The following is a 9,357-nucleotide window of genomic DNA, read 5'->3' as shown; positions in this document are numbered from 1 at the left end:
TGTTCTTTACCAATTTATCTGCAGACGCTTTGCTGCTTCCGGATTTCTTGTTCATCTTCACTCCATGAAGGTTACGATGAACCAGAAATCCTCCGTTGTTCAACTCCTCAAATCTGTCCCAAAAGCGCTGACGTCAGACATTCGGTTGTCACATTTGGTTCAAGATCGGTTGTCTGGTTCATCGCACGCATTGGTATACTTCTTAATCCAAAAGTATAATTTTGGGAGTGGCCTTGTCTAGGCGCAGTGTCGGCCTGGATAATCAGGTGTGCAGTCTTGGACAATCAGTTACACTCCCCATAAAATTAGAGATCATGTGCGAGGGAGCGCTGATGCAAAATTTTAGCCGCCGAAACTTTTTCAAAGGCTCATTATTGGGCGCAACATTCCTAACCCCAGCCGCTGGTTCAGCGGCAACTTACAAGCCTACTCCGAGCAATAATTGGTTGGGAAGCAATCACGTACTGGCTCAATTTTCTCCTGAAAATCAAGAGATTGTCCAATTTGACACCAATTCTTTTGGGTTAGGTGTAGCAGAAACGATCAAGGAGATAACCGAACAACAGGAAGTATTCTCGATTGAAGACTTTGGCCCACTGCGCGATCCGGAGGCCGCCGAAGAGTTCCGAAAGTTAGTTTCATTGCTTTCGTCAGCGGATATTACGAATGAAAATGATCTCTCTGAAGCGCTTAATGCGGACTACCGAGGTATTGAAGAGGGGTTTGAATACTTCGAGCCCAAAGACCAAAGGTACTTGAACCCTCTCCATCTTGAAGAGCTTCTCGCTCAAGCAGCTGACTTTCTTCAACAAGCTTATGCCTATCAACAGGAATGGGATGCTTTATCCGAGAAATGGACAAAGGTATTGCTGGAGTCGTTCGAGTACATTGATCTAGATGAAATCCACACAAAAGAGGTCGAGGCGGGAAGGTATGACACAGTTCCCAGATTAGCTTGGGCAAATTACACATCTGAGCAAATAAACCAGAAGTTTCACGAGTTTATGGAAGTAGCGTTAGAGCAACACTATGAGACAGTTCTAAGTGATGAGCCAAGTGAGGCGCTAAAGACGGCAGTTAGAAATGCGGCCTGGGTTTCGTCGCGGCCGCCATATAGCTGGGAAGATCAGTTTTTTGGTGAATACATTGAGTATTCTCTCGGCACTCCGGTATTTAGGAACGTTAGCGACATCAACTTTGAAGCTGCGGATCACTCGACTGCGCATAGTATAGCGGACCGCCGAATTGGAGTCCGCTCACAGATTTTCTTGCACGGAGCGCAGGCGCTAGCGGCTAAGAACAAAGCGGACGCCTTAAAGTTCAATTTTGAATGGGAAAAGTACAACCGAGATTCCAAGATCGAGCGATCAAAGGCAGCGAGGAAATACCAGGACCTCAAGCTCAAGCTCGCGCTGTTACCAGAGGGAAGCTTGAACTCTGCCAAGAGGTTGAAGGATATCAAAGGTCGATTCCAGGATGAGCTTAACTTTGCGATTTCGAGAATGAAGGCTGCTGAGGCCGGGTTAGAAAACGTCTTCAACGTTACAAACAGTATCACAGATGCCGGGATAGTTCAGCCGGAAATCCTGGAAGTTTATACGAGATGGATAAAGTTTCAGAGAAATTTCCTTCGTGCAATAAACCAAAGTGATCAATCTACTTTTATACCTGTTTCTTTGAAGGATGTTCTGGGAGATGATGGTTGGTCGGGAGGATTGGCTGCGAAGAAGTGGGAGTTCGATTTGATTGAGTTTATCCCGTCTGTAATTCCATTGGAGATGCGGGATATTCGGATGAGAGGCGTAAGTGTGTTTTTGGATAGTAGTGCACCGGAGACAGTCCTTAGCCTCAAAGTTACGCCTCCAACGGATGTGGTAATTCGACCTAGTGCGGAAGACCCACGCCGTGTTGAGCATGAAATGATGAAGCCGTTGAGAATTGGCAGGGTGGAAAAAAGACAGCCGCAGCGAGTGCCCGATCTGTACGGAGTCGAAAGCCTCTACAATGGTAGCCCGCTCGGCAAGTGGACAGTCGAACTGTTGGAGGGCTTTGAAGCCAGTTCGGTTGAGGGGCTACAAGACATCGTGATAGATGTCTTCTTCGCCTACCAAATGGTTGATCCATGACAGACACATCTGCAGGGGCAAATGCTGATGCAAGCGGTGATGATGTCAGAGCAGATGATTTATCTGCACCTGACGATTTTAGCCCAGTAATCGAGCCTTTTTTGGATCCAGTTGCATATGCAATTTTTCTGGATTTTGTTTCTTCGCGCGATGTTGGAGGTCTTGAGGTTGAGGACGATGACAGAATCCGGCGAGCGACCGACGAACAAGATGAGGGAGGTCGGCGCAGTCGAGGCGCAGAGGCTGAGAAATCGGTCGCCCACGACGTCGGGCAAGGTAGTGAGGTTAGACATTCATCAGGTCGTTGGTCACGTATAGCAGATCAGCGACTCGTAAGACCTGGCCGTGGTTCCCAGCCCGTTGGAGACTTGTCACCGAGAGGCAGGCAGTCGCCTGGTAAGTCGAAGGAAGTCTCTTGGCATGAAGGTGACCACACGAGCAAAGGCGCAAGGCGTGGAGAGAAGATTGGGGGTGTTGTAGGTGGCCTGTTGGGATACAAAATGGGTGGCCGGGCAAGCATCATTTTGGGTGTAGCGGGCATGGTGGTGGGTAACGAGATTGGGCATCATTCAGGTGAGTTAGCTGATGCATTCAACGACTGGGCTAAACAACGGAGTTTTGATGCGCGAAGTATTAGAGAGCAAAATTTCCGAGCGGGGCAGTTACATCGCGATAACTCGCGACGGTTCAAGTGATGTGAAATCACTACTGGATTTTAACATATTTGTTTGAGGTCTTGGAAGTCGGTTACTGGGGCAAAAACGGTCGTTTTTGGCCGAGCACACTGACTCACCAATGATCAACCACTTGGCCAGGACCAAAACCCTCGGCAAAACTCATGCGGTTCTGGCAGGGTTTTGTCCCTTGCTGCGCCTGAGGGTCCACACATGAGAATGCCCGCTTCAGGGAACGCTGCGCTACGGCATCGCTTGTCACGATGAGAGTCGGCTATGGGCCGTCGCAGTAAAGTGGTGTTTAGTTCTGACCTGCTCCGTTGCGCGTTCACAGTCCAGCAACGCGATCCTCGTCTGACGTGCTGGCCGCTGCCAGCCATGCGGCCATGGGGCCTTTGCCAACCGCTAATCGTGCAACATCATCTGCCGGGTCTGTGAAAGCATTTCCTTCGCAGACTATCGCGCCACGCCATGTGCCGATGCGCGACTGAGCCTCGACACCGCCGTGGCGATGGCCACAAAACAGTGCCACGCGCATGCCTCGCTCAATTGCTGCCTCAAGTGGAACGCCAATGCGCTCTGCAGTGGAATTGGACATCGCGAGGCTGTTCCATCGCACTGACTCCAGTCCGAACCGTGGTGGTAGTTCATCGTGCCAACGGAAGAGCGGGTGATGTATCACGACTACTAAATTTTCAGCAGTCGATTTTTCGACGATGTCAGCGAACAACTCAAGCTCCTCCAGTGCAAGGTCTCCGGCTGCGCTGGCAACAAGGTCATCGTCAAAGACCACTGAATTCAGGATCAGTACTTCCAAGTTACGGGATTTGTCGATGTAGCGGAGCGGAAAGGACTGACCCACTTCACCGATGGCACGGTGCCCGCGAAATTCGCGGTACTTGCTAGCGTCGAAACCCGACAAGTGAAGCGATGCTTCATCATGTAATACGGTGAGGTACTGCTGAAGGTGCTGCGGTGTTACTACTTCCAATTCAATGGCGTGGTCAGCAAGTGTGGCAAGTGCCTCTGCATCGACTGATCCTGTCGCTGCAGTAGCTTGAAAGGCGTTTTTTTCGGCTTCATGCAAACTAGCCAATTTCGATACATCTTCGACTAGGGTCGTGTCGTATATTGTTCGTATTTCATTGGCGAGTGGCGCCTGGAAACACATATACTCCCAAAGCCGCATGCCATATTCAAACCGAAAAATTCCAGTGTGGCCGTATACGGATTGGCTCCAGCGGGCAAGAAACTGAAGCCGAAATTCATAGGCCGGAGATAAGTCATGGTTGCCAGGCGCAACAAGGATTTCTGCGCCGCCGCGACGCCAAGGTGAGATAAATTCGCCTGATAAAGCCCATTCCTCCGGAGATCCATGGTCGGTAGCATCGCCTGAGATCAGAAGAACTGATGCCGGGGCTACTTCGGAATTACCTGTAAGAGAAGCCAGCGCTTCCCTGCCTCCAGCTCCGCCCTCGACAGCCGCATCGCCAGGGCACGTCAGATGGATGTCGGTAAGATGAATTGCCCAAGCGGGTTCGCTTGGCGCGTCCGGCGCTCTATCGTCCGCAACCTCCGCGGCGAAGTAGACCGATCGGGCAAAAAGCCATGAAACGACAAGACCAACCACAACGATCAGGACGCAGATCGGCAGGATGATTAAGATCGTACCGAAAAGTCCCGCGGGAAGAATTAGCGCGAGTCCGATACTTGCACCGGACATGACCGCAATTGTCAAAACTCGCCACGTTCGAGCTCGTTGGGCCTCGGGACTGTGCACTCCAGCGCCAGGAAAGCCGGTTGCTCTGAGTGCGGTATCGGCGAATAGTGTCGCAAAAAGATAGGCCAGTGCAACTCCAGAGCGGTCTATTGCAGCACTTTCCGCAGATACTGCACCAAGGAATCCCTTCCAAGTCATGTCTCCTAGTCCAAAAAGCCCTGCATAGACAACGATGTACGATAGCGGCAAACCGACTCGAACAAAGTACCCTCCAGCGGCACCAAGCATTGCAGCGAACACGATTCGAAAAGGCCGCCGCAGCAATGCCACGAAAGCCCCTGCGAGAAGCAAAATAATTACGGCAACGTTGGAAACTACGAACGCCACCAGTGCGGTTTGGGTCGCGGATTGAGCACCAAAAATCCACAGCAAAGAGTGGAATACAAACGCGACTAAGACAAAATTCCGGATCACCGGGCGATAAATCTGCAGCAGCGACATGACCAAACCAGTTTAGCATACGGCTCCATATTTGCTACAGGGACACTCGGCCGGCGATAGTTTTGACTCCGACGCGATCGCCGTCGGAGTAATAACCGCGTACGAAGATGCGGCTGTCTTCAGTGTCAAGATCATATGGCGAGGCCAAATGCAGGGGGGGCCAAACAATGTCCGCTTCGGGGACGCTGCATGGCAGCGCGGAATATTACTGTTAAAGACCGCTTTGGGCCGTCCCTTGCTGGGCAAATGCGATCCGTTGCTCGAACATGCTGCACTCGCTCCAACGGCGGCGAGGAGCCCAATACCTCCCACATGCTGCAGATGACACGAATGGCTGCTATGGCACCCGCCGCATTAAGCCGCTCGACCCGAAAAGACGACACTGGGCATAGGCAACTTGTAAACACCATCCGAGAGATATGGTGCTGTTACCTTATCGACCTCATTTCGAATTGTGTTCTGCACACCCGGTTCTTGCCGTTCCATAATAAGGGGCACGCGAACACCGAATTTCATGAAGAAGTCAAAAAAGCTGGGACCCGGTGCATGCAGAACATTCTCGACGATCTCGGATTTGATGTCGGTGAACCTTGCGCGTCTCATCATCTCAGAAACGTTGGCCTCATCGGACAAAACATATGCGTTCGGCGCAGGGTCCGCTCGCGACATATCTGCGTGTCGCCCCAAAACGTCGAACAAGAGCCGGTAGCACTCCGAACGGTCAGGTCCGAGCCATTGGCTAAACACAAACCTTCCATTCGGTTTGAGGACACGGCGAGCCTCGGACATCGCCTTTTCCGGGTCGGTGACGTGAAACAGAACGATGTTGCTCAGCACTGCGTCAAGCGTTTCGTCCTGCGCAGGCAAATCTTCAACGTCGGCGACAGAGAAACTGATGTCTGGAAACTGATCTTTCGCTTGCTCAACCATCCGTTCTGAGAAGTCGATGCCTTCGGCGACAGCGCCAAGGAGCTTTGCATTCGCGGCGACAAAGCCGGGCCCACAACCGGCGTCCAGCACCTTTGCACCGGGGAAAAGCTTTGCATGGTCTAGAAGCTTTGGAATGGTCTGAAGCGTCGCTCGAGCCGTAGCGTCACCGTACAGTTCTGCGCGTTTCGACCATCCGTGGCGCTCGCCGTCTCTAAATGCTGAATAGTCCATATAACTTCTCCCAAGAAGGAGGAGAACACAGTCGTCTGCTTGCTGACAATCCTAAATCGGACTTTGGGCATGCATGGACAAAGGTCCGCTTTGTCCCGAACCACACCGACACAGCAAGAGGGGAACCGTGATCCCACGGTTCCCCTTTGGGTTCAGATCGTCTCCCCCTCGCGCGCCGATTAGGCGACCAGCGAGAGCCCCGCGCCTGCGTCCTGCGGCTGCTCACCGCTGTCGATGAACGGGATGATTGAGAAGGTCTGCCCGCCGCGCTGTTCTTCGTTCTGCACGGCGTTGACGCGCAGGTCGCCATCAGGCGTGTTGATGAGCAGCGACAGGTAGTCGTTTCCCGTGCGGCTGCTTTTCGCCATCCAGGCCGAGCCGACGCGGATCGGCGTGCCCCGCGGCGAGCTGACCTCGATCCGGTAGTCAGGGTGGGTCTCCTCGGTCTTGTAGCTGTTCTCGATCAGCATGAACTCCAGATCGAACATCATGTTGGCGATGTAGCCGGTGAAGGCGTTGTCCGCGTCCATCGCGGTGAGCTCGCCCGAGATCGAGCCGGATTTCATCAGGCCGTTCGAGACCAGCGGGATGATCTCGAATTCGCCGCTCTTGGCCGCGCGCGCTTCCTTCGTCTGCACCGCGTTGACCCGGAACGGGCCTAGGCCCACATCGATCTGCATCGAGATGTAGGGATTGCCGCTGGTATTGCCCTTCTCGTTCCAGGCCGTGCCGATGCGGACCTTGCGGCCCGATTTGTTCACTGCTGTCACGTCGTAATCCGGACTGCGCGCGGACATCTTGGCCCGTGCCTCAAGCTGGATGGCGATGTCAAAGCGTGACGAGTGGATCATGCCGGTGTACTCGGCGGCTGCGGTTTCGGCATTGCGGGTGAGGGTTCCTGCGAACATGGGATGGTTCCTTTTGGATTGGCCGGTGCCTGACGTCCTTGCCAGCGCATCCGGGATTGCTTTCTCGACCCCTTGAGGGATCACAAATCAGAAAGCCTGCTTTCCTTTCAGCCCCGCCCACGGGTCAGAGCTGCCGTCCGAATGGGAAGGCCCCCGCGCCTCCGGGTGCTACGCCCCTCCCCTGCCTGTCTCGTCTTGTTTGGCTGCCCGGATTTTCCGCGCTGTCCTTCGATCGCGCGATGAAGAACTCCGCCTCTTTGCCGTTCAAACGGTGCCCGCTCCGATCTGTCAGGCCGATGCAGCTACCATTCGGCACATAGGTGATCAGGTACTGACCGAGCCTGTCCTTGTGGACAATGTAGCCGGTATTGGTCCAATGCACGGTCTGCCCGGCATCGACGGCCGCCTTGATTTCATCGAGTGTCATGATCTTTCCCCCCTTTGCCTATTCTGCTGCTAATGAAGCGGCATCTGGTGCCTGCCTCACGATCCGGGCCAGAATTCCCCTCGTGTCGATCCCATCCCCATGCGGCAGGAACACCCGCAGCTGGAAGGCGATGATCTCGGTGAAGCAGCCGAGGGCCTTGAGGCCATCAATCATGCCCCTGTCCACGCCGCACAACTCAAGGCGCATCTCGCCTGCGACACGGCGACGGGTCAGGGTGAGACCCCGGCCCAGATCGACAGGCGCGGTGGTGCCGAGGGCGGCGGTCAACATCTCCTGCGGTGTTTGCGGGTTGGACACGAGGAAGCGGGCGCGCAGCGCGGCCGCCCCTTCCTCGCTCAGCGTGCGCCCGATCATGGCGGTCGCCCCATCGGGCGTGACCCGGTAGATGCGCTCATTGGTGGTCGGAATATCCTTCCAGATCGGCAACAAGAGCCCGGTCAGCAGGTAGAGCTTGGTCGTGGTGGTTTTCGGCAAGGACGCAGCCTCGGCATCCCAAAGCCCTGCAAACTCAGGCTTGCCGATCTCTTCCCAGGCCGAGGACTCGAACCGCGTCTCTTCGAGATAGCTTGACCCGTTGGGTCGCACGGCCTTGCGCATGAGGGTGACGATATCCTCGTCATACATCTGCATGGGCCGCGCCGAGATGAGCGCCGCGCGACCGGAGGCGCGATTGACCATCGGCAGCTTGTCGGGATTGCGCGAGAGGGCGTCATCTGCCGACAGCACGTGGACCGGGTCCGTCACCTCAAGTCCGATGATCCGCGTGACCGCGCCGGATTTCGGGCAGGTCCAGAGATCCTCGGTGGAGACCTGTTCGATTTTTTCACCACGCAGGGTTTCCACGCCGAGATCCAGCGTGCCAGCCGCGCGCGCCCGTTCGGTCTGATCGGATATTCTCGCCATGAACTCCGCAAAAAGCGCGTTCTGCATGTGGATGGGCAGCGCCAGCACCCGGTTGAGAAACCGCTGGATCGGCGGAAGCTCTTCGAGAAGCACACCGTCCTTGTCGATCAGCCGCAAAGCGGTCCAATCGGTAAAGCTCTCGTAGCTCATCGCCTCGGCGCGCCCGGCGGCGAGATCGCCGAAATACCCGCGCAGCGCCGCCCGTGCGATCGGGCTTTCGAGATTGTCCTCTTCGCGGAACATGCCTTGGGAGCCGGTTTCGCGCTGTCCCTTGGTGAGGGCCCCAAGCTGGTCGAGGCGCTTGGCAATCGTCGAGGTGAAGCGCTTCTCGCCATGCACATCTGAGGTGCAGACCCGGAAAAAGGGTGCGCTGACCTGGGCCGAGCGATGCGTGCGGCCCAGCCCCTGGATGGCCGCGTCCGCGCGCCAGCCGGGCTCCAGCAGGTAGTGCCGCCGCCGTTTCTGGTTCTTCGCCGTTTGCGCCGCGTGATAGGACCGGCCCGTGCCACCTGCATCGGAGAAGATCAGGATATCTTTTTCCCCGTCCATGAAGGCTTGGGTCTCGGATGAATTGCTGCTGGCGGAGCGCTTCTCGATGAAGAGATGGCCATCCGCGGCCTTGAGGGGCCGGATCGATCGGCCCGTGACTTCTGCCACGGCCTCGTCGCCAAAGGCCCAGAGGATCTGATCGAGCGCCGAAGGGATCGGGGCCAGCGTCATCAACTCCATCATGGCCGCATCTCGTAGGGCGAGCGCCTCGCGCGAGACAACGAGCGCGCCGGTCTCGTCCCTGAGCGGCTCGGCCACCATATTGCCGTCGATCTCGACCAGCTTTTGCGCGTGGATCGGGAAGGCCTGTTCGAGGTAGCCGAGAACATAGTCGCGCGGCGTCAAGGCCCCCTCGACGAGCTCGTCC

7 protein-coding genes are annotated in these 9,357 nt (G+C 55.5%); 2 read left to right on the top strand and 5 right to left on the bottom strand.

Going from position 1 to position 9,357, the window contains the following annotated elements:
- Positions 1-332: 332 nt before the first annotated feature.
- Both AC13C8_RS00270 and AC13C8_RS00265 read left to right on the top strand, forming a co-directional pair.
- Positions 333-2,126, top strand: coding sequence for a hypothetical protein (locus AC13C8_RS00270; RefSeq protein WP_482846010.1), 1,794 nt, complete (start codon positions 333-335; stop codon positions 2,124-2,126).
- Positions 2,123-2,821, top strand: coding sequence for a hypothetical protein (locus AC13C8_RS00265; protein ID WP_482846009.1), 699 nt, complete (start codon positions 2,123-2,125; stop codon positions 2,819-2,821). Before AC13C8_RS00270 ends, AC13C8_RS00265 begins: the two co-directional genes overlap by 4 nt.
- Positions 2,822-3,128: 307 nt before the next feature.
- Here the strand turns inward: AC13C8_RS00265 and AC13C8_RS00260 are convergent, their stop codons facing one another.
- From AC13C8_RS00260 to AC13C8_RS00240, 5 genes are all read right to left on the bottom strand, one after another.
- A complete protein-coding gene (locus tag AC13C8_RS00260) occupies positions 3,129-5,021 on the bottom strand; it encodes a metallophosphoesterase (protein ID WP_482846008.1) in 1,893 nt (630 codons plus the stop codon).
- A gap of 354 nt (positions 5,022-5,375) precedes the next feature.
- Entirely contained in the window at positions 5,376-6,182 is an 807-nt protein-coding gene (locus AC13C8_RS00255) for a class I SAM-dependent methyltransferase (RefSeq protein WP_482846007.1), read from the bottom strand.
- A 179-nt stretch (positions 6,183-6,361) separates the two neighbouring features.
- Positions 6,362-7,090: a DUF736 family protein gene (locus AC13C8_RS00250; RefSeq protein WP_482846006.1), complete on the bottom strand. Its 729-nt coding sequence runs from the start codon at positions 7,088-7,090 to the stop codon at positions 6,362-6,364.
- Positions 7,091-7,214: 124 nt separating this feature from the next.
- Complete coding sequence (locus tag AC13C8_RS00245) at positions 7,215-7,517, bottom strand: hypothetical protein (RefSeq protein ID WP_482846005.1); 303 nt, start codon at positions 7,515-7,517, stop codon at positions 7,215-7,217.
- 18 nt (positions 7,518-7,535) lie between these two features.
- Positions 7,536-9,357: strawberry notch C-terminal domain-containing protein (locus tag AC13C8_RS00240; RefSeq protein WP_482846004.1), on the bottom strand; the 1,822-nt coding region annotated here is incomplete at its 5' end.

This window comes from Aliiroseovarius sp. B-4, from assembly GCF_056857795.1.
Note: the sequence above shows the minus strand (reverse complement) of the source record. Positions and strands in the feature narration are given on the sequence as shown.

Coding starts and splice junctions, on each gene's coding strand:
- AC13C8_RS00245 (WP_482846005.1), bottom strand. CDS start 7,517: ATGACACTCGATGAAATCAAGGCGGCCGTCGATGCCGGGCAGACCGTG.
- AC13C8_RS00260 (WP_482846008.1), bottom strand. CDS start 5,021: ATGTCGCTGCTGCAGATTTATCGCCCGGTGATCCGGAATTTTGTCTTA.
- AC13C8_RS00255 (WP_482846007.1), bottom strand. CDS start 6,182: ATGGACTATTCAGCATTTAGAGACGGCGAGCGCCACGGATGGTCGAAA.
- AC13C8_RS00270 (WP_482846010.1), top strand. CDS start 333: ATGCAAAATTTTAGCCGCCGAAACTTTTTCAAAGGCTCATTATTGGGC.
- AC13C8_RS00250 (WP_482846006.1), bottom strand. CDS start 7,090: ATGTTCGCAGGAACCCTCACCCGCAATGCCGAAACCGCAGCCGCCGAG.
- AC13C8_RS00265 (WP_482846009.1), top strand. CDS start 2,123: ATGACAGACACATCTGCAGGGGCAAATGCTGATGCAAGCGGTGATGAT.